This window comes from Rugamonas aquatica (assembly GCF_009380215.1).
In the GTDB taxonomy this organism is placed as follows: Bacteria; Pseudomonadota; Gammaproteobacteria; order Burkholderiales; family Burkholderiaceae_D; genus Rugamonas; species Rugamonas aquatica_B.
Genome location: NZ_WHUG01000011.1, coordinates 72,109 through 91,513 on the forward strand (window position 1 = coordinate 72,109; position 19,405 = coordinate 91,513).

General features: G+C 63.3%; 24 protein-coding genes. 5 read left to right on the plus strand and 19 right to left on the minus strand.

The window, feature by feature from the left end; translation table 11 throughout:
• Positions 1–7 precede the first annotated feature (7 nt).
• A complete protein-coding gene (locus tag GEV02_RS23235; protein WP_152840341.1) occupies positions 8–982 on the minus strand; it encodes an ornithine cyclodeaminase family protein in 975 nt (324 codons plus the stop codon).
• Complete coding sequence (locus GEV02_RS23240) at positions 972–1,598, minus strand: helix-turn-helix transcriptional regulator (protein WP_152840342.1); 627 nt, start codon at positions 1,596–1,598, stop codon at positions 972–974. The genes GEV02_RS23235 and GEV02_RS23240 overlap by 11 nt, the downstream gene beginning before the upstream one ends.
• 108 nt (positions 1,599–1,706) lie before the next feature.
• On the opposite strand from GEV02_RS23240, the gene GEV02_RS23245 reads away from it, so the two are divergent.
• A complete protein-coding gene (locus GEV02_RS23245; protein WP_235922899.1) occupies positions 1,707–2,156 on the plus strand; it encodes a DUF2147 domain-containing protein in 450 nt (149 codons plus the stop codon).
• A 31-nt stretch (positions 2,157–2,187) separates the two neighbouring features.
• Here GEV02_RS23245 and GEV02_RS23250 read toward each other — a convergent pair whose 3' ends face one another.
• Positions 2,188–3,018: an FxDxF family PEP-CTERM protein gene (locus tag GEV02_RS23250; protein ID WP_152840344.1), complete on the minus strand. Its 831-nt coding sequence runs from the start codon at positions 3,016–3,018 to the stop codon at positions 2,188–2,190.
• Positions 3,019–3,190: 172 nt separating this feature from the next.
• Here GEV02_RS23250 and GEV02_RS23255 point away from each other — a divergent pair, with 172 nt between their 5' ends.
• Positions 3,191–3,559 carry a YbaN family protein gene (locus GEV02_RS23255; RefSeq protein WP_152840346.1) on the plus strand — a complete coding sequence of 123 codons (369 nt, stop codon included), beginning with the start codon at positions 3,191–3,193 and terminating at the stop codon, positions 3,557–3,559.
• Here GEV02_RS23255 and GEV02_RS23260 read toward each other — a convergent pair whose 3' ends face one another.
• The 15 genes from GEV02_RS23260 to tyrS all read right to left on the minus strand — a co-directional run bounded on the left by GEV02_RS23260 (position 3,560) and on the right by tyrS (position 15,333).
• Positions 3,560–4,318, minus strand: coding sequence for an SDR family oxidoreductase (locus GEV02_RS23260; RefSeq protein ID WP_152840348.1), 759 nt, complete (start codon positions 4,316–4,318; stop codon positions 3,560–3,562).
• Positions 4,319–4,428: 110 nt separating this feature from the next.
• Positions 4,429–5,367 (minus strand): LysR family transcriptional regulator, encoded by a 939-nt coding sequence (locus tag GEV02_RS23265; RefSeq protein ID WP_328595897.1) that lies wholly within the window; start codon positions 5,365–5,367, stop codon positions 4,429–4,431.
• Entirely contained in the window at positions 5,360–5,827 is a 468-nt protein-coding gene (locus tag GEV02_RS23270; protein ID WP_152840350.1) for a YaiI/YqxD family protein, read from the minus strand. Before GEV02_RS23270 ends, GEV02_RS23265 begins: the two co-directional genes overlap by 8 nt.
• A complete protein-coding gene (gene ruvB, locus GEV02_RS23275; RefSeq protein ID WP_008445167.1) occupies positions 5,827–6,882 on the minus strand; it encodes a Holliday junction branch migration DNA helicase RuvB in 1,056 nt (351 codons plus the stop codon). The genes GEV02_RS23270 and ruvB overlap by 1 nt, the downstream gene beginning before the upstream one ends.
• Before the next feature lie 19 nt (positions 6,883–6,901).
• On the minus strand, positions 6,902–7,075 hold the full coding sequence (locus tag GEV02_RS33020; RefSeq protein WP_174999312.1) for a hypothetical protein: 174 nt from the start codon (positions 7,073–7,075) through the stop codon (positions 6,902–6,904).
• Positions 7,065–7,772: a phosphoribosyltransferase gene (locus GEV02_RS23280; RefSeq protein ID WP_152840352.1), complete on the minus strand. Its 708-nt coding sequence runs from the start codon at positions 7,770–7,772 to the stop codon at positions 7,065–7,067. The genes GEV02_RS33020 and GEV02_RS23280 overlap by 11 nt, the downstream gene beginning before the upstream one ends.
• A gap of 68 nt (positions 7,773–7,840) precedes the next feature.
• Positions 7,841–8,419: a Holliday junction branch migration protein RuvA gene (gene ruvA / locus GEV02_RS23285; RefSeq protein WP_152840355.1), complete on the minus strand. Its 579-nt coding sequence runs from the start codon at positions 8,417–8,419 to the stop codon at positions 7,841–7,843.
• A gap of 27 nt (positions 8,420–8,446) precedes the next feature.
• Positions 8,447–9,007 (minus strand): crossover junction endodeoxyribonuclease RuvC, encoded by a 561-nt coding sequence (gene ruvC, locus GEV02_RS23290; protein ID WP_152840357.1) that lies wholly within the window; start codon positions 9,005–9,007, stop codon positions 8,447–8,449.
• A gap of 91 nt (positions 9,008–9,098) precedes the next feature.
• Entirely contained in the window at positions 9,099–10,685 is a 1,587-nt protein-coding gene (gene purH / locus GEV02_RS23295) for a bifunctional phosphoribosylaminoimidazolecarboxamide formyltransferase/IMP cyclohydrolase (RefSeq protein ID WP_152840358.1), read from the minus strand.
• 105 nt (positions 10,686–10,790) lie between these two features.
• Positions 10,791–11,024: a helix-turn-helix domain-containing protein gene (locus GEV02_RS23300; protein ID WP_008445162.1), complete on the minus strand. Its 234-nt coding sequence runs from the start codon at positions 11,022–11,024 to the stop codon at positions 10,791–10,793.
• Between the two features lie 109 nt (positions 11,025–11,133).
• Positions 11,134–12,150: a tRNA dihydrouridine synthase DusB gene (gene dusB, locus GEV02_RS23305; RefSeq protein ID WP_328595898.1), complete on the minus strand. Its 1,017-nt coding sequence runs from the start codon at positions 12,148–12,150 to the stop codon at positions 11,134–11,136.
• 146 nt (positions 12,151–12,296) lie between these two features.
• Positions 12,297–12,947, minus strand: coding sequence for a histidine phosphatase family protein (locus GEV02_RS23310; protein ID WP_152840360.1), 651 nt, complete (start codon positions 12,945–12,947; stop codon positions 12,297–12,299).
• Positions 12,944–13,615 carry a YbhB/YbcL family Raf kinase inhibitor-like protein gene (locus tag GEV02_RS23315; protein WP_152840362.1) on the minus strand — a complete coding sequence of 224 codons (672 nt, stop codon included), beginning with the start codon at positions 13,613–13,615 and terminating at the stop codon, positions 12,944–12,946. Before GEV02_RS23315 ends, GEV02_RS23310 begins: the two co-directional genes overlap by 4 nt.
• Before the next feature lie 21 nt (positions 13,616–13,636).
• Complete coding sequence (gene dtd / locus GEV02_RS23320) at positions 13,637–14,083, minus strand: D-aminoacyl-tRNA deacylase (RefSeq protein ID WP_152840363.1); 447 nt, start codon at positions 14,081–14,083, stop codon at positions 13,637–13,639.
• Entirely contained in the window at positions 14,080–15,333 is a 1,254-nt protein-coding gene (gene tyrS, locus GEV02_RS23325) for a tyrosine--tRNA ligase (protein ID WP_152840365.1), read from the minus strand. Before tyrS ends, dtd begins: the two co-directional genes overlap by 4 nt.
• Positions 15,334–15,491: 158 nt before the next feature.
• On the opposite strand from tyrS, the gene GEV02_RS23330 reads away from it, so the two are divergent.
• The 3 genes from GEV02_RS23330 to GEV02_RS23340 all read left to right on the plus strand — a co-directional run bounded on the left by GEV02_RS23330 (position 15,492) and on the right by GEV02_RS23340 (position 18,925).
• Entirely contained in the window at positions 15,492–16,874 is a 1,383-nt protein-coding gene (locus GEV02_RS23330) for a M23 family metallopeptidase (protein WP_152840368.1), read from the plus strand.
• 128 nt (positions 16,875–17,002) lie between these two features.
• Entirely contained in the window at positions 17,003–18,097 is a 1,095-nt protein-coding gene (locus tag GEV02_RS23335) for an anhydro-N-acetylmuramic acid kinase (RefSeq protein WP_152840370.1), read from the plus strand.
• Between the two features lie 27 nt (positions 18,098–18,124).
• Positions 18,125–18,925 carry a class I SAM-dependent methyltransferase gene (locus tag GEV02_RS23340; RefSeq protein WP_152840372.1) on the plus strand — a complete coding sequence of 267 codons (801 nt, stop codon included), beginning with the start codon at positions 18,125–18,127 and terminating at the stop codon, positions 18,923–18,925.
• A 70-nt stretch (positions 18,926–18,995) separates the two neighbouring features.
• On the opposite strand, the gene erpA is transcribed toward GEV02_RS23340, so the two are convergent.
• Positions 18,996–19,358: an iron-sulfur cluster insertion protein ErpA gene (gene erpA, locus GEV02_RS23345; protein WP_008445143.1), complete on the minus strand. Its 363-nt coding sequence runs from the start codon at positions 19,356–19,358 to the stop codon at positions 18,996–18,998.
• Positions 19,359–19,405: the final 47 nt, after the last annotated feature.

Below are 19,405 nucleotides of genomic sequence, written 5' to 3' on the forward strand. Positions count from 1 at the left end.
CTTGTCATTACCAGGGCCAGGCGATGTTCGTGCCTGTGCCAGTTGCCAAAGCGCGCTGCTGCAGCATGCGCGCCACCGAAAGATCCTGCAGGGCGATACCCGTCATGTCGAACAGCGTGACGGTGTCCGCCGCGATGCCGTGGCGCGCGCGCCCACCTGCGGCCAGCAGCGTGCCGAATTCCTGCGCCGGCGTTTGCGGCGCCCATTGCAGCTCGCCGATGGTGAGCGCCTGCGTCAAATCGTCGGCCCAGACGCGCGCCCGCGCCGGCAAGCCTTCCGGCAGCTCGCGCTTGCCGCGCGTGTCGCTGCCGACGCAGTTCAAATGGGTGCCGGGACGCACGGCCTGCGCCGCGAACAGCGGGCCGCGTCCGGGCGTGGCGGTGATGACGATGTCGCTGTCGGCCACCGCCGCGTCGGTGCTGGCGCCGGGGGCGATGTCGCAGCGCTGCGCGAAGCGCGCTTCAAACTGCGGATCGCGGCGGCCGTCGGAGGTCAGGTAGCGCACGCTGCGCAAGGCGGGCAGCACGCGCAGCGCGTAGTCCACATGCGCCGCAGCCTGCACGCCGGTACCGAACACGCACAGCGCCGTGCTGTCGCGCCGCGCCAATGCCAGCAGGCCCAGCGCGCCCGCCGCCGCGGTGCGGGTGGTGGTGACGGCGTTGCCGTCGATCAGGCATTGCGGCCGTCCGCTAGACGGATCGAACAACATGATGGTGGCCTGATGGCCGTCGGCGCCGTGCTGGCGGTTGCCGGGCCAGAAACCGGCGGCCTTCATGCCCAGCAGCTCCTGCTGCATCACGCCGCCGGATTTGATGCCGAACACGCCGGCCGGCAGGACTTCGCGCACCAGCGGGAAGATGCGGCCTTCGCCACTAGCGTGCAGCAGGAAGGCTTCGCGCACGGCGGCCAGCACCAGTTCCGGTTGCAATAGCGCGGCGGCCTGGTCGCGGTCCAGCAACAACAGTTGGGCGTTATCTGGCATCGTTGTACACCGTGGCGCGGGAGACGTTGAGGTAATTGGCGACGATGTCCATGGCGCGGCGCACGTCGCTCAGGCCGGACTCTTTCAGCTCGCGCATCAGCGCCTTGCGCTCGTCCGCTTTGAGCGCGCGCGGCGTGGTGGCCAGACGCGCGGCAAACTGGTCGATGCGGGCGCGCAGTGCATCCGCGCCGGCCGGCTCCAGCGTCTCGCGGATGGCGGAATCGTTGTCGACCGAACTGAACTGTGTCAGCAAGGTGTTCAGGCTGCGGAACACCGTCAGGTCGACATTCATGCACAGCGCGGCCACGTACTGCCCGGTGCTATCCTTGATGCCGATCGAGGTACTCTTGGCGCGGCGGCCGTCGGCAAAGGTGTTGGGATAGTTGGCGATGACCTGGGCGATATCGGGATCGGCGGCGCGCGCCAAGCCCAGCTCCGTCGCCGGCGCGCCGATGCTGCGGCCGGACAGGTTGTTATGGATCGCTAAAATGGCGTGCTCGGGATCGGTCAAATCGTGCAGCACCACTTCGCAGAACGGCGCCAGGGTCCTGCCCAGGCCGTCGGCGACTTGCTGCATCTGTTCGAGCAGGTTTTGCTGTTCGGGCGTTTTTTTCATTTACACATATTATCTTATTTTAGACAATGCGTGTAATTCACGTAAAAATAGTACGATCGGTCATTTATTTGCTAAACTCGTTGGACAAAAAATAACCTGGAGACTCACATGCGTACTTTGAAATTCCTCGGCCTGGCCATCGCGGCCTTCATGTCCATTGCCCCAGCCTTCGCCGACGATGCTTCGCCGATCGGCCTGTGGAAAAACATCGACGACAAGACCGGCAAGCCGAAAGCGCTGATCCGCGTGACCGAAACCAACGGCGTGCTGCAAGGCCAGATCGAAAAACTGTTCCGCGAGCCGAATGAAGACCAGAATCCGAGCTGCGAGAAGTGCAAGGATGCCCGCAAGGGCAAGCCGGTGATCGGCATGGTCATCATGACCAACCTGAAGAAGGACGGCGACGAATACAACGGCGGCCAGATCCTGGACCCGGACGATGGCGAGACCTACAAGTGCAAGCTGCACCTGACCGACGGCGGCAAGAAGCTGAGCATGCGCGGCTACATCGGCGTGCCGATGCTGGGCCGTTCGCAAGTGTGGGTGCGCCAGGAATAAAGCCGCACAACCTTCCCGGCGCTGCCCTGCTTTAGGCGTCGACGTTCTTGCGGCGACGCGCCACCACACCCAGCAAACCGAGGCCGGCGAACAGCATCGCATAGGTTTCCGGCTCAGGCACGGCCGTCACCGAGATATCGAGGCGGCCGAAAGACTGCTGGCTGTTGAAGTTCAGCGCGGTCCAGTCGAAATTGGCGGGCACGTAGTTGCCGCCGTCGACAAAGTCCGCATAGGGATTGCCGGTGACGACGTGCACCACGCCATGCTCGTCTATCCCCTGATTCGGCCCGCTCTGGCCGCCGCCGATGCCGTAGGCGCCGTTGGCCAGCGAGTAGGCGAAGTTGTTCTGCTCGGTACCGGCGTCATACACATGGCCGGCGCCGCCCAGCGCCAGCGACAGCTTGCCGCCACCCGCCAGCGACGACAAATCGATCGCCTTGGCATCATCATTCCCGATAAAGAAATCGTTGCTGAGCACGACCATCGCGGCGTAGCTCAGGTAGCGGTTGGCGCCGCTCAAATCGACGTTGTGCAGCGTGAAGCTGCTGCTGTCGCCGGGGAAGCGCGGCCCGTTCGGCAGCCTGGTCTGCAAGCCGCCCGCGACCTGGCTGGCGAAGTTGGAGGTCAGCACGTTGGCATTGCCGTCCTCGGCAGCGCGCTCTATCGCCACCGAGGCGGCAGCGCCGACGTTGAAGCTGTCGAAGCCGCCATCATGCAGCCCCAGCCACAAAGGCGCGACGCCGACGCCGCCGGCCGGCCCGGTGTTGGTGAACGTGAACGTAACGTCTGCCGCTTGGGCGGCGCAGGCGGACAGGCTGATGCAAGCGGCCAGTACGGCCTTGGCGAGAGGGTAAGGTTTCATCTGATGTCTTCCTTTGGAATGTGAACGAAATGCCACGCAAGCTGCGCAGCGCATCTTGGTCACATGACATCGCATCGTCCTTACAATGATTTCATTTTTATATTTTTTGTATCCACTGTAAGGCCAGGGGCGCTAGTCCGACTAAGCCCGCCCCAGTGGTACGATGCGCTTGATGAAAATATTCCTGAACCTGATAGGCTGCCTGGCCGTAGTGCTGGGCGTCCTCGGCATCTTCCTGCCGCTGCTGCCGACCACGCCGTTCATCCTGCTGGCGTCGGCCTGCTTCGCGCGCGGCTCGACGCGCATGCACCACTGGCTGCAAACCAACCGCGTCTTCGGCAAATACCTGCGCGACTACGAGAACGGCCGAGGCATCCCCTTGCGCGGCAAGGTTTGGGTGCTGATCTTCATGTGGTCGTCGCTGGGCTATTCGATATGGCGCGTGGGTAAGCTGCCGTTGCAGATCATGCTGATGGCCATCGGTGTTGGCGTGACCATCTACCTGACCCGCTTCGTGCCTACCCTGCGCATCCAAAAATAATCAAGACGCCTGGTTGGTCGGCATCACAACGACCTGCTGCAAGTTCACATGTTTGGGCTGCGTGGCCAGGAAACCGACCACTTCGGCCACATCTTCCGGCTTCAGGAAGGTGATGGTTTGCCTGGCGCCCTCCAGCCACGCGATCGCGCCGGGGAACTGGAAGTGGCCTTGCAGTTCCGTGTCGGTGCAGCCCGGCTCGATCACCGAGACGCGCACGTTCTTCGGTCCCAACTCCGCCCGCAGGTGGCGCGTCATGTGGCTGACGTAGGCCTTGGTGGCGCTGTACACGGCGAAGTACGGATAGATGTTTTGCGCGGCAATCGACGAGGTGTTGATCAGGTCGACCGTGGCGCCCGCCTCCGCCGACTTCAGCAGTTGCGGCACGAAGGCCGAGATCACGCGGGTCGCGCCGGTGACGTTGAGGTCGATCTGCTGTTCCCAGGGCGCGGTCTCGCGCGCTTCAATCGAAGCCGGCAGCATCACGCCGGCGTTGTTGAAAACCAGATTGGCCGGCCCCCAGTTTTGTTCGATGGTCGCCGCGGCATTGTCGATCGATGCCTGGTCGGTGACGTCGACCGTCAGCGCCATCGCGGTGCCGCCGGCCGCGCGGATCTCGGCGACCAGTTGTTCCAGCATGTCGCCACGGCGCGCCAGCACGGCGACCTTGGCGCCGCGCTCGGCCAGCAGCTTGGCGGTGGCGCGGCCGATGCCGCTGGAGGCGCCGGTGATGACGGCAACACGGTTCGATAATTGAGTCATGGTAGTTCTCCTGTTGGTTAAGCGCCGGAAGCGCCGGCGACAGGTGAACTATAGGCGCGCCACCCCAACCGGAGTAGTCGGAAAACTCCGTTAGAGTAACAACTTAAAGTTTATAAAGTGTGCTTATACAGCTCGGCGGCGGACAGGTAAAACTGCCCGCTGTCGCGCAGCCGCTCCACCGCGAAGTCGATGAAACGCCGCACGCGGCCCGGCATGTCGGCGCGCTGGGCGAAGTACAGATACAAGCCCATGCGCTCGCTGACATGCTCGACCAGCAGCGGCGTCAGGCGTCCGTCGCGGATGGCGGCGGCGCCGTTGATGCTGTCGATCTGGCCGACGCCCATGCCGGCCAGCACCATATGCATTTCCGTGTCGGGGTCATTGCTCAACAGGACGGTCTGCACGTGGTGGAACACGACGCCGCCATCGACCTCGAATTCCCACGCCATCGCGCGGCCGCTGCCCGGCTGGCGGTAGCCGGTGCAGCGATGCGCCTGCAAATCGTCCAGCGTGCGCGGCACGCCGTGGCGCTGCAAATACTCGGGCGTGGCGCAGACGATCTGCTGCACCGGGAACAGGCGGCGGCTGACCACCTGCGCGTCCGGCGCATTGCCGCCCCGGAAGCCGACATCGATGCGGTCGCCCACCAGGTCGGCGAAGCCGTCTTCCTGCAGCAGGTCGAACTGGATCAGCGGATAACGTTGTTGAAACTCGGCCAGCAACGGCGCCAGCATCTTGCGCGCCATCGAGCCCGAGGTGGCGATGCGTATCATGCCCTCGTCCTCGCGCGCCGCGCTGCGGGCGCGGTTGAGCGCGCCGACCACACCGTCCAGGCTGGGCTTGACCGACTCCAGCAGGCGCTGGCCTTCCTCGGTCAGCGAGCTGTTGCGGGTGGTGCGGTGGAACAGGCGCACGCCGAGGTGCTGTTCGAACTGGCGGATGGTCTTGCTGACGGCCTGCGGCGTGGTGCCCTGCGCTTCGGCGACCTTGTTGAAGCTGCCCAGTTCGGCGGCTTTGACAAAGGTCGAGATGGCGCGCAGTTCATCCACGGCCGGCGGACTCGCGCTGGATCTTGCTGATGTGCCGGTCCAGGCTGTTGGCGAAGTTCTGCCGGTCGCCCTGGCTGAAGGCGGCGGGGCCGCCGGTATCGACGCCGCTGCCGCGCAGCTCGTCCATGAAGGCGCGCATGGTCAGCATCTGCGCGATGTTGTCGTTGGTGTAGAACTCGCCGCGCGGGTTGAGCGCGTAGCCACCCTTTTTCAGCACATCCGAGGCCAGCGGGATGTCGCCGGTGACGACCAGGTCGCCCGGCGCCAGCAGACGCACGATTTCCTGGTCGGCGACATCGGCGCCGGACGGCACTTGCACCGAGCGGATGTGGCGCGACGGCGGCACCCGCAGCAGCTGGTTGGCCACCAGCGTGACCTGCAGCGGCACGCGGTCGGCCACGCGATAGAGGATTTCCTTGATGACCGCCGGGCAGGCGTCGGCGTCGACCCAGATCTGCATCACAGATCCCACAGTTCACCGTTGGGATTGGTGCGCGGCGGCGTCACGCCGAAGTGCTTGTAGGCGGCCGGCGTGGCGACGCGGCCGCGCGGCGTGCGTTGCAGGAAGCCTTGCTGGATAAGGTAGGGTTCCAGCACGTCTTCGATGGTGTCGGCCGCTTCGCCGATGGCCGCCGCCAGATTGCCGATGCCGACCGGGCCGCCGCCGAACTTGTACAGCACCGCTTCGAGCAGCTTGCGGTCCATGACGTCGAAGCCGACGGTGTCGACGTCGAGCATGACCAGCGCGGCGTCGGCCACGGTTTTGGTGATGTCGCCGTTGCCTTTGACTTCGGCGTAGTCGCGCACGCGGCGCAGCAGGCGGTTGGCGATACGCGGCGTGCCGCGTGCGCGGCGGGCGATCTCGACCGCGCCGTCAGGGGCAATATTGGCCTTCAGCAGCGCGGCGCTGCGGGTAACGATCTTGGTCAGTTCCTCGGTGTTGTAGAACTCCAGGCGGGCGACGATGCCGAAGCGGTCGCGCAGCGGATTGGTCAGCATGCCGGCGCGGGTGGTGGCGCCGACCAGCGTGAACGGTTGCAGGTCCAGCTTGACGGAACGGGCGGCCGGGCCTTCGCCGATCATGATGTCGATCTGGTAGTCTTCCAGCGCCGGGTACAGGATCTCCTCGACCACCGGCGACAGGCGGTGGATCTCGTCGATGAACAGGACGTCGTTGGCTTCCAGGTTGGTCAGGATGGCGGCCAGGTCGCCGGGGCGTTCCAGCACCGGGCCGGAAGTCTGGCGCAGGTTGACGCCCATCTCGCGGGCGATGATGTTGGCCAGCGTGGTCTTGCCCAGGCCGGGCGGGCCGAACAGCAGCGTGTGGTCGAGCGCTTCCTTGCGGTTGCGGGCGGCGGCGATGAAGATTTCCAGCTGGTCGCGAATCTTGGACTGGCCGACGTATTCATCGAGATGCTTGGGGCGCAAAGCGCGCTCGATCGCCTCTTCATTCGGCGACGATGGCGCCGCGTCGATGATGCGCTGTTCGGTGAAGCTGTCGGTCTGGATGCTCATGCAGTTGCTGGTTGCCTATTTAATCAAGTCTCTGGGTTGGTACGATGCGTTGCTGGTAATTGTTCAGTTCCATTTTGGTCGCTCGCAATTGCTGCTGCTCTTGCTCAGACAGCATGCGTGCGGCAACGCCCGCCAATTCGGGCGGAGAATCGATTTTCACCACCAGTGATTCTACCTTGCCTTCAGCGATCAACTGCTTCCAAGCCCTCAATGATTCTTTCAGTCGAGCGAGTTCGGCTAAGATATCGGGCTTCTGACGCGGTGAGGGATTCGAATCCGAAGCCGAACCGCTGTCGCCACCAATATTCGATGTGTCCATGCTGCCTCCGTAGTTCAGATAGTTTTTCCTCTGCGAGAGCCAACTCCGCTGAATAGTCCTTGCCGGTTAAAACTGTTGCGCCGATAACGCACCCTTTTTGCGCCAGTATATGACCCCGCAAATTGGCAAGCGTTCCACCTTGGCCAATAAAATCGTCTACCAGCAGATAGTTTAGGCCAATTACAATCGATCCACCGAAAACCGCCTGCCGTTGCAACCGCTCATAACCACTGGCACCAGTGTGGCTGACTTTGTTGGTTTGGATTATCCGGGGCTCTCGCGGCCATTTGAGAAAGGCCGAAATTACCCACGTCATCGCATCAGGTATGGCATTGACACCAGACGCCTCCTCGGCGTGCGCACTGACCAATATCGGAGCTTGGTCGTTAAATCGTTTCCAGAGCCGTTCCAAAATCTTGGGAGAAATTGCAGCGCTGGCGAGCTCCATCGCAGCAAGGCCGTCGCCGGCCTTGGCGGCGGAATAGGCCGGGTGCGTCTTAACGAAACTCTCCGATGCGTGAATAAAAACCGCAGGGAAATGGTTCCAGGGAAAGCGTATCGCTTGCTCCATGATCGGCGGCTCCGCTTGGCTCGATGGTCGAGCATAGGCGGGGCTGCCTGCGATTCGATTGAGGAGTATCAGCCTTTGGACAGCGCCTTCAGTGCCTGCTTGATGCCGTCCGACACGCCGCTGCCGGCGGGAACGGTCTTCAGTGCCAGCAAGGCTTCCTTGTCGGAATAGCCCAGCGCCAGCAGCGCGTTCAGGATATCGGATTGCGAGTCCGGCACGGCGTGCGCGCCGCCGGCGCCGAGCTCCGCGCCCAGCTTGCCCTTCAGTTCCAGCAGCAAACGCTCGGCCGTCTTCTTGCCTATGCCAGGCACCTTGACCAGGCGGCCCGATTCCTGCAACGTCACCGCCTGCGCCAGGTCGGCGATCGACATGCCCGACAAAATCGACAGCGCGGTGCGCGCGCCGACGCCGGTGATCTTGATCAGCTGGCGGAACACCGCCCGCTCCTCGGCATTGCCGAAGCCGAACAACAGATGCGCGTCCTCGCGGATCGCCTGGTGCGTGAACAGCACCACTTTCTCGCCCACGCCGGGCAGGTTGTAGAAAGTGCTCATCGATACATCGACTTCGTAGCCGACGCCGCCGCAGTCAACCAGCAGTTGCGGCGGATTTTTTTCAAGCAGAATACCGGAGAGACGACCGATCATCGTGTGATTGCCTTTAAAGAGGGAGGTTTAGCCGACCAGGCGGCCGTTTTTCATGCGCAGGCCGGCCAGCGGGCCGCGCGCGGCGGTAGTCGTGCCCTGGCCGGCGCCGGCGATCAGCGTCAGCGTTTCGCGGCTGTGGGCGTGGCAGATGGCGACGCCGAGCGCATCGGCGGCATCGGTGCCGGGCAGGCCGGGCAGCGACAGCAGCCGCGCCACCATGTCCTGCACCTGCGCCTTGACCGCGCGCCCCGTGCCCACCACCGCCTGCTTGACCTGCGTGGGCGAATACTCGGCCACGCTCAGCTCGGCCGACACCAGCGCGCAGATGGCCGCGCCGCGCGCCTGGCCCAGCAGCAAAGTCGATTGTGGATTGACGTTGACGAACACCTGCTCGATGGCGGCGTAGTCGGGTTGGTAGGTGCGGGCCACCTCGGCCACGCCGTCCAGGATCACCTTCAGCCGCACCGGCAGGCTGCCCTCGCCACTCTTGATAGTGCCGGAAGCGATGTAGCGCAGCTTGGCGCCCTGCTTGTGGATGACGCCAAAGCCGGTCGTGCGCAAGCCGGGGTCGATGCCGAGAATAATCATTCCCGGATTGTAACCGGGAACATTGAATGCTGTATATAAAAACAGTGCGGCGGATCCATAGATCCGCCGCACTGTGCAAGCTACTCAGATTTTAATGGCGGAAGTGACGGGTGCCGGTGTACAGCATGACGACGCCGCGCTCATCGGCCGCGTCGATCACTTCCTGGTCGCGCATCGAGCCGCCCGGATGGATCACGCAGGTCGCGCCCGCATCGACCACCACGTCCAGGCCGTCGCGGAACGGGAAGAAGGCGTCCGACGCCACGACCGAACCGGTCAGCGACAGGCCGGCGTTCTGCGCTTTGATCGAAGCGATGCGGGCCGAGTCGATACGGCTCATCTGGCCTGCGCCCACGCCCAAGGTCATGTTGTTACCGCAGAAGACGATGGCGTTGGACTTGACGTACTTGGCCACGCGCCAGGCGAACATCATGTCCTGCAGTTGCTGCGGCGTAGGCTGCAGCTTGCTGACCACTTTCAGGTCGGCGATCAGCACGTTCTTCGAATCGGCCGACTGCACCAGCAGGCCGCCGCCGACACGCTTGAAGTCCATGGCGTTGACGCCGTTACCCAGCGGGATTTCCAGCAGGCGTACGTTCTGCTTGGCCGACAGGATCTGCTTGGCTTCAGCGGTGAAGGTCGGCGCGATCAGCACTTCGACGAACAGCTTGGCCAGTTCGGTCGCGGCAGCGGCGTCCACTTCCACGTTGAAGGCGATGATGCCGCCGAAGGCCGAGGTCGGATCGGTCTGCAGCGCGCGCTTGTAGGCGTCGGCCGCGTTGGCGCCCAGCGCCACGCCGCACGGATTGGCGTGCTTGACGATCACGCAGGCGGCGCTCTGGTCGAAGCTGCCCATGCTCTTCACGCATTCCCATGCGGCGTCCGCATCGGCGATGTTGTTGAACGACAGTTCCTTGCCTTGCAGCTGGCGGTAGTTGGCCAGCGCGCCTTCGGTCGAGGTGACGTCGCGGTAGAACGCGGCCGACTGGTGCGGGTTTTCGCCGTAGCGCATGTCCTGCACTTTTTCAAACGCCACGTTCAGCGTCTTCGGATAGGTGTTGCGGCTGGCGTGGGCGCGGGTCGCGTCCAGGCTGGTCAGGTAGTTGGCGATGGCGCCGTCGTACTGCGCGGTGTGCGCGTAGACCTTGGTGGCCAGCGTGAAGCGGGTGTCGTAGCTGACGTAGCCCGGGGCGTTGTCGGAAGCCTTCATTTCAGCCAGCACCACGCCGTAGTCGGCCGGATCGCAGATGACGACCACGTCCTTGTGGTTCTTGGCGGACGAACGCAGCATGGCCGGGCCGCCGATGTCGATGTTCTCGATCGCGTCTTCCAGCGTGCAGGTATCCTTGGCCACGGTGGCCTGGAACGGGTACAGGTTGACCACCACCATGTCGATGGTCGGGATGTCGTGCTCTGCCAGCTTGGCCATGTGCTCCGGGAAATCGCGGCGGGCCAGGATGCCGCCGTGGACTTTCGGGTGCAGCGTCTTGACGCGGCCATCGAGCATCTCCGGGAAGCCGGTGTAGTCGGCCACTTCGGTCACGGCGACGCCGTTGTCGGCCAGCAGTTTGGCGGTGCCGCCGGTCGACAGGATGTTGACGCCCATGGCGGACAGCGCGCGGGCGAAGTCCAGCACACCGGTTTTGTCGGAGACGGAGATGAGAGCTTGTTTAATCATGGCTTGAGAGGGCTAGTGGTTGAATATGAGGTAAAACGTATTCGGTATTGCGGGTGCGGCATCAGCGGCCGTCCCCAGCCACTCATGCCGGAAAAACGCGCGCTGTTACAGCAGGCCGTGTTCTTGCAGTTTTTTGCGCAAGGTATTGCGGTTGATGCCCAGCATCTGCGCGGCATGCGACTGGTTGCCGTCGGCGCGCGTCATGACCACTTCCAGGATCGGTTTTTCCACGGTCAGCACGACCATGTCGTAGATGTTCGATGCCTGCTGCTCGCCCAGGTCGTTGAAGTAATCTTCAAGGCTCTTCTGGACTACTTCCTGGATACTTTCTTTGCTCATTTTATATCGTTCGCTGTTTTAATCTGTTGACGCTGGCAAATCGCTCCAAGGGCTTGTGGCCCGGGCGCTTACCCTTCTGATCCGACTTTTTTAGGCTCTCTACGCCGTCTTACGCCGCTTCCAATTCTTCGGGGAGGCGGTATTGTAACCGCTCGCCGTAACTCCACTGGGATTCGAAGAATTGATCGACGGCAATCAGTTGTTCCTCGGTGGACTCCAGCAGGTTCATTCTCTGGCGGAATTCCTCGCCGCCTTGCAGGTCGCGCACATACCAGCCGATGTGCTTGCGCGCGGTACGCACGCCCAGATAATCGCCGTAGAAAGCATAGTGGGCGCGCAGGTGTTCATCCATCAGGGCGCGCACTTCGTCCACATACGGCGCCGGCAGATGGGTGCCGGTGCGCAGGTAATGGTCGATCTCGCGGAAAATCCACGGACGGCCCTGGGCGGCGCGGCCCACCATGACAGCGTCGGCGCCGGTGTAGTCGAGCACGAACTTCGCCTTTTCGGGCGAGGTGATGTCGCCGTTGGCCACCACAGGGATGGCAACCGAGCGCTTGACCGCTGCGATGGTGTCGTATTCGGCGTCGCCGGTGTAGCCGTCGGCGCGGGTGCGGCCGTGCAGCGTCAGCATGGCGATGCCGGCGTCCTCGGCGATGCGCGCGATGTTCAGCGCGTTTTTATGGGCGCGGTTCCAGCCGGTGCGGAACTTGAGCGTGACGGGCACGTCGACCGCCCCCACCACGGCATCGAGGATCTGCTTGACCAGCACCTCGTCCTGCAACAGGGCCGAACCGCACCACGCGTTGCAGACTTTCTTGACCGGGCAACCCATGTTGATGTCGATGATCTGGGCGCCGCGCTCGACGTTGAAGCGGGCGCAATCGGCCAGATCCTGCGGATCGGCGCCGGCGATCTGCACCGCTTTCGGTTCCATCTCGCCGGTGTGGTCGGTACGGCGCGAGCTTTTTTCGGTCGCCCACAAGCGCGGATTCGAGGCCGCCATTTCCGACACCGCATAGCCGGCTCCGAGCTGTTTGCACAGCTGGCGGAAGGGGCGATCGGTGACGCCGGCCATGGGGGCGACGAAAACGTTGTTGCGCAGTAAATGAGGGCCGATTTGCACTGGCGATACCTGAACGTGAAGAAGGAACCCTCTATTTTAACCGAAGGGGTGCTCAAATAATAAGCACTATTTTTTATGAATTCGGCAAATGTGCAGCCTTGCCGTTATGAACGAACATTTCCATGCATAAATTTTAAGCACGGTCGTCAGATAATATCGTCCATGGCTGCCAGGCTCAGGTGGTCCACTTCGCCCCAGCTGGTGAGCACCAACTTGCCGTCGGCCCAGGTGAAACGGTTGATGCTGGCGTTCTTGACCTGGAAGTCGCGCGGGCTGTCGAGCGACATGCCGACCGCTTCCCGGTAGGCGCACTCCAGCACGCCGCCGTGGGCGACGATGGCGATGGTGCGGCCGGGATGGCGCTCCGCCCAGGCGGCGATGCCTTCGGTCGAGCGCTGGTAGAACTGGCGGAAGCTTTCCGCCTCGCGCACGCCGGACGGCATCACGGCGTCGATATCGCGCGCCTGCCACAGTGCGTACTCGGCCGGATACTGCTGTTCGATCTCGGCATACAGCATGCCTTCGAACACGCCGTAGCAGCGTTCGCGCAGCTGGTCGTCGGTGTGCACGGTCAGGCCGTCGTATTGGTCGGCCACGGCCTGCGCCGTTTGCATCGCCCGCTGCAGGTCGCTAGAGACCAGCACGTCGACCTGCTCGGCGGCCAGCGCCTGCGCCAGCGCGCCGGCCTGGCGGGCGCCCTCTTCATTCAACGGGATATCAGTGTGGCCCTGCAGGCGGCGCACGGCGTTCCAGGAAGTCTCGCCGTGGCGGATCAGCAAAATAGTGGTGTTCTTCATGCAATCTTTTTTCTGGACCGGCGTGGCTTGACGGCCAGGGCCGGGTTCAGGGTGTAGGTGCCTATCAATTGGGCTTCGTCGATGATGTGGCCGTACATGGCGTCGAGCACGTCGGCGCAGCCGAAGCGCGCCTTCAGCGTCAGGCGCGGAATGTCCAGCGCGTAGATGCGGAAAATGTAATGGTGCACGCGCTCATCGTTAAACGGCGGACAGGGGCCATCATACCCGTAATAGTCGCCGGCCATCGCCGGGTCGGCCGAAAACCAGACGCTGTAGTCGTTGACGCCCTGGCGCAGCGGCACGCCGTCCAGCAGCACCTCAGGGCCCGGCTTGCCGCGCGCGGTCACGCCGTCGGCCAGCGCGCCCTCGGCGATCGCCTGCAGGCCGGGCGGGATGTCGACCAGGCTCCAGTGGAAGAAATCGCCGCGCGGCAGGCTGGCCGGCAGCATGCGGCCGACGCGGTTGACGTCGGCCTCATCCTGCGGCGCGTCGCCGTCTATGCACAGCAGCACCAGCGACTCGGTGCCGGCCGGCACGTCGCGCCAGGCCAGCTGGGGATTGCGGTTGGCGGCCAGGCCGACCTGCCGTCCGGAGGCATCCAAGGCCGCGAAAGCATTTTGCGCCGGAATCGCGCCGCCGTCGCGGAAGCTGTCGCTTGAAAGTTTCATGCCCGTCTCCCGACCACGGTTTTACCTGGCGTTCGTTTGCAGCCAGAACGTCACCGGACCGTCGTTGGTCAGCGCAACCTTCATGTCCGCGCCAAACTGGCCGGTTTGCACCACTTTATGCTTCAGCCGCGCCCGCTCGACAAAATAGTTGAACAAGCGCAGGCCGTCGGCCGGCGCTGCGGCCGGCGTGAACGATGGCCGCGTGCCGGACTTGGTGTCGGCCGCCAGCGTGAACTGCGGCACCAGCAGCAGGCCGCCCTCCACGTCGGTGACGCTGCGGTTCATCTTGCCGGCCTCGTCCGCGAAGACGCGGTAGCCCAGCAATTTGGTCAGCAGCGCATCGGCTTCCTTCTCGGTGTCGTTGCGTTCGGCGCACACCAGCACCATCAAGCCGGCGTCGATGGCGCCGATGGTGGCGCCGTCGACCACCACGCTGGCGCTGCTGACGCGTTGCAGCAGCCCGATCATGCCGTCAGCGTGACGCGCGCGAACTTGCGCTTGCCCACTTGCAGCACGAAGGTGCCGGCCTCGATCTTGACGGCCTTGTCGCTGATCACCGTGCCGTCGATGCGCACGCCGCCCTGGTCGATCATGCGGCCGGCTTCGGACACCGAGGCGCACAGGTTGGCCGACTTCAGCAGTTGCTGGATGCCGGCCGGCGCGCCCGGCAGCGTGATTTCCGCCACGTCGTCCGGGATGCCGCCCTTGGAGCGGTTGACGAAGTCGTTCAGCGCCTCTTCCGCCGCGGCCTGCGAGTGGAAACGGGCAACGATTTCCTGCGCCAGCGCCACTTTGGCGTCGCGCGGATTGGCCCCGCCGTCGACGGTGGCCTTCAGCGCGGCCAGGTCGGCCAGCGAGCGGAACGACAACAGTTCGTAATATTTCCACATCATCACGTCGGAAATACTCATGATCTTGGCGAACATGGTGTTGGACGGTTCGGTGATGCCGATGTAGTTGTTCTTCGACTTGGACATCTTGTCGACGCCGTCCAGGCCTTCCAGCAGCGGCATGGTCAGGATGCACTGCGGTTCCTGGTCGTAATCCTTCTGCAGTTCGCGGCCGACCAGCAGGTTGAACTTCTGGTCGGTGCCGCCCAGCTCAAGGTCGGCCTTCAAAGCGACCGAATCGTAGCCCTGCATCAAAGGATAAAGGAACTCATGGACCGCAATCGGAGTCCCACTCTTGAAGCGTTTGCTGAAATCGTCGCGCTCCATCATGCGGGCGACCGTGTAGTGCGAGGCCAGCTTGATCAGGCCGCGCGCGCCCAGCGGGTCGCACCATTCGGAGTTGTAGCGGATTTCGGTCTTGGCCGGGTCCAGCACCAGCGAGGCCTGCTTGAAATAGGTCATGGCGTTCTGCTCGACCTGCTCGCGCGTCAGCGGCGGACGGGTGGCGTTGCGGCCGGACGGATCGCCGATCATGGAAGTGAAGTCGCCGATCAGGAAGATCACCTGGTGGCCCAGGTCTTGCAGCTGGCGCATCTTGTTCAGCACAACGGTGTGGCCAAGGTGCAGGTCGGGTGCGGTAGGATCCAGGCCCAGCTTGATACGCAGCGGCACGCCGCTTTGTTCGGAGCGCGCCAGCTTTTGGGCGAACTCGCTTTCGATCAGCAGCTCGTCGACACCGCGTTTGGTGATCGCGAGCGCCTCCAGGACGCTGTCGGTCAACGGCAGTACTTTAGAGGGGGCTGGCGGTGTCGAAGAAGTGGTAGTCATAAATTTTTTGCGGTATTTTTCAGAAAAAGAGGGGCAGCTTCAGGAGTTTGATATAATCCTCGATCCATCAATCTTGCCGTACGAAAACGAACTTTAATAACAATTAGAAGAAATAAAACGTTCCTGAATAGTTCAAGCGGCAAATTTTAACTGATTGCATGAACCAAATACATAAATTCACGAGCTCACGCTTGTTCAGTCTGCTAGGTTCTACGCGCAAGGCGCGCATCATCAGCGCGTCTGCATTGTTTCTTGCAGTATGTGCTTTTGGTGCCGCCGGCGTAGCTCCGCTCGCCCCTGACGCGTCCGATCTGCCGGTCAAATCGGTGCAGGAATCGGTAGCACTGCCGGACCTCAGCTCCCAGATCTCCGCGCTTGAACAGCAATCCTCCACCGAACACTTCGTCCACGAAGAAAAAATCCGCGCCGGCGATACGCTGGCCGCGCTGTTGACCCGTCTCGGCGTCGACGACGACGCGGCCGAGAACTTTATCAAAAAAGACAAAGTGGCGAAAGGCGTCATGCAGCTCAAGACCGGCAAGCGCGTACAGGCGCAGACGGACGACGAGGGCAATCTGCAATGGCTGCGCGCGGTGGTGGTGGACGGCAAAGATATTCCGGTCAAGAACATCAAGATCACCCGCAAGGGCGAGGGTTTTGTCGCGGAAGAGGAAGCGGCCAAGCTGGAACGCCGCGTGGAAATGCATGCGCGCACCATCAGCTCGACGCTGTATGCGGCCACCGATTCGAGCGAAGACGGCGCCAAGCTGCCGGACACCATCGTCAAGCAGATCGTCGAGATGTTCTCGACCAGCATCGACTTCCGCGGCGACCTGAAGCGCGGCGACCATTTCAACGTGGTCTATGAAACCTTCTGGCAGGATGGCGAGTTTGTGCGAGCGGGCCGCATTCTGGCGGGCGAGTTCACCAACAAGGGCACGACGTATCAATCGGTCTGGTTCGAAGACCCGCAAAGCAAGCAGGGCGGCGGCTACTACAGCTTCGACGGCAAAGCCCTCAAGAAAGCCTTCCTCAAATCCCCGGTTGAATTCTCCCGTATCTCTTCTGGCTTCGCGATGCGCGTGCATCCGATTTCCGGCCAGTGGAAAGCCCACAAAGGCATCGACTTCCCTGCTCCGACCGGCACGCCTATCCGCGCATCGGGCGATGGCGTGATCGATTTCGCCGGCACGCAAAACGGCTACGGCAATTTCGTCATGATCAAGCACTGGGCCAACTACACCACGGCCTACGCCCACATGAGCCGCTTCGCGCCTGGCATCAAAAAAGGCAGCAAGGTCAGCCAGGGTGACGTGATCGGCTACGTCGGCACCACCGGCTGGTCGACCGGCGCGCACTTGCACTACGAATTCCGCGTTGGCGGCGAAGCCAAGGATCCAAGCACGATGAACGTGCAAGCCCAGGCGCCGCTGACCGCCGCCGAGATGTCCCGCTTCAAGGCCTACGCTTCCGACATGTCGCACCGCTTCGCGCTGCTGCAGCCGGGCGGCTCCGGCGGCACCCGCGTCGCGGCGAAATAAGCCACATCAAAACAGGTCGCCTCGGCGGCCTGTTTTTTTTATCATCATGCACCGATGGGGCCGCCTCTTCCGTGCGACAGCACACGCATACTCAGGCAAAATACGCTTTTCAGTTTCGGGGTGCGGCAATGTCTTTGTATATCGGTTTGATGTCCGGCACCAGCCTGGACGGCGTGGACGGCGCGCTGGCGCGCTTCAGCGATGACGCCATCGACACGCTGGCGGCCGCCTACGTACCCTTCCCGCCCGCGCTGCGCGCCGACCTGATGGCCTTGCAGGCCGCCGGCCACAACGAGATCGAACGCGAGGCGCTGGCCGCCAATCAGCTGGCGCGGTACTACGCCGAATGCGTGCAGGCGCTGCTGGCCGACGCCTCGCTGCAGGCGCAGGATATCCGCGCGGTGGCGGTGCACGGCCAGACCATACGCCACCGCCCCGAACTGGGCTTCACGCGCCAGACCAACAACCCCGCCCTGCTGGCCGAGCTGTGCGGCATCGACGTCATCGCCGATTTCCGCAGCCGCGACATCGCCGCCGGCGGCCAGGGCGCGCCGCTGGTGCCGGCCTTCCACCAGGCGCTGTTCGGCAAGGCCGGGCAGACGCGGGTGGTGGCCAATATCGGCGGCATCTCGAACATCAGCGTGCTGGCAGACGGTGCCGTCACCGGTTTCGATACCGGCCCCGGCAATGTACTGATGGATGCGTGGATCGCGCGCCACCAGGGCAAGGAGTTCGACGAGGACGGAGCCTGGGCGGCCAGCGGCCAGGTCATCCCCGGCCTGCTGGCGGCCATGCTGGCCGAACCGTACTTCGCGCTGCCGGCGCCCAAGAGCACGGGCCGCGACCTGTTCCACATCAACTGGCTGGACCGGCACCTGGCGGCCTTCCCCGGCGCGGCGCCGGCCGACGTGCAGCGCACGCTGACGCGGCTGACGGCGCTGACGCTGGCGCAGGCGATACAGACCCACGGCGCGGGCGCGCAGGCGGTCTACGTGTGCGGAGGCGGCGCCTGCAACGGCGTGCTGATGGATGAGCTGGGGGCGGCGCTGGGCCGGCAGGTGGCGCTGGCGTCGACGCAGGCGCTGGGCGTGGCGCCGAACCGGGTCGAGGCGATGGCCTTCGCCTGGCTGGGCTACCGCTTCACCGAGCGCACGGCGGGCAATCTGCCGTCGGTGACGGGCGCCAAGGGCGATCGCGTGCTGGGTGCGCTCTACCCGCGCTGACCCTATAACGCTATATAATGCGCAACAATGCATAAAATGAATTCATCAAGCGAAAGCAACGACTTAGCCTTCCTGGAGCACAATGCTGCCAGCATTCGAAGCGCCAAGCTCCATCTCCCCCATCTCGACCAGTCCGTCAATCTGCTCAACTATATGCGGATTGCCGACAGTGTGGCGACCCTAGTGCCGCAGCGGGCCGCGCGCATCCTGGATTGGGGTTGCGGCTACGGGCAAATGACCTGGCTGCTTCGCCGCCGCGGCTTCGACGTGACCTCATTCGACATCGGCACCGACGAGACGCGCCTGCCCGCCATCCCTTTATGCGACGGGTTGAAAGTCACCTACACGACGCACCCGACGCAGCTGCCGTTTCAGGAGCAGGTCTTCGATGCGGTGCTGAGTTGCGGGGTACTGGAGCATGTCGACGAGTGCAGCGGCGTTGTGGGCAACGAGCTCAAGTCGCTGGCCGAGATCGCCCGTGTGCTGCGCCCGGAAGGCAAACTGCTGATTTACCAACTGCCGCAACGAGCATCGTGGCAGGAGGCGCTGGTGCGTCGTTTTAAACTGGGCTACACGCATCCGCGACGCTACAGCGCCGCGGAGATCATCGGGATACTCGAAGATAAAGGCTTCCGCGTGACCAGCCTGCGCCGCGCCAATCTGATACCAAAGAACCTGACCGGCATGCCGGCGGGCTTGCGCCGCGTCTACAGCCGCTTCAGCCGCCCACTGATCGTGCTTGATCGCTATCTGTGCCGCATTCCATTACTGAACCGCGTGGCGGGGGCAATGGAAATTGTCGCCGTCAAACAACCGGCCGGCATATAAGCAAAAACGGCGGCACAACCGGAGTTGTCCGCCGCTTATCGCAGCCGGCCCAGGGCCGGCTGTGCGCAACTTATACCGAGAACGACGAGCCGCAGCCGCAGGTCGAGGTCGCGGTCGGATTCTTGATCACGAATTGCGCGCCTTCCAGGTCGTCCTTGTAGTCGATTTCCGCGCCGACCAGGTACTGGTAGCTCATCGAATCGATCAACAGCTGGACGCCGTTCTTGACCATGGTGGTGTCGTCTTCGTTGACGATTTCGTCAAACGTGAAGCCGTACTGGAAGCCGGAGCAGCCGCCACCCTGCACGAATACGCGCAGTTTCAGATCGGGATTGCCCTCTTCCTCGATCAGTTGGGCGACCTTCTCCGCCGCGCTGTCGGTGAAGATAATAGGCGACGGGATTACATCGAGCGATTCGGCGACAGCATTCATTTCAGACTCCTACGTGAAAACATTTGATCCATTATAGACCGTTGGCG